Origin of the sequence: Weissella oryzae SG25, from assembly GCF_000691805.2 — a bacterium.
GTDB lineage: Bacteria > Bacillota > Bacilli > Lactobacillales > Lactobacillaceae > Weissella > Weissella oryzae.
This window is the reverse complement of the sequence record NZ_DF820551.1, coordinates 1-208: the sequence shown is the minus strand read 5'-3', so window position 1 is coordinate 208 and position 208 is coordinate 1. Positions and strand designations below refer to the sequence as shown.

Annotated in this window: 1 protein-coding gene; it reads right to left on the bottom strand. The window is 38.5% G+C overall.

Features of this window, described 5'->3' with window-relative positions; genetic code table 11:
- Positions 1-208 (bottom strand): hypothetical protein (locus TT13_RS11140; RefSeq protein ID WP_145912391.1); only part of this gene is annotated, 208 nt, incomplete at both ends.

The following is a 208-nucleotide window of genomic DNA, read 5'->3' as shown; positions in this document are numbered from 1 at the left end:
TGAGATTGAATCACTCATTGAATCGGACGTTGAATCTGAATCGCTGATTGAATCAGACGTTGAGTCACTATCTGAAATTGAGTCACTCATTGAATCTGATGTTGAATCACTATCTGAGATTGAATCACTCATTGAATCGGACGTTGAATCGCTATCTGAGATTGAATCACTCATTGAATCGGACGTTGAATCTGAATCGCTGATTGAA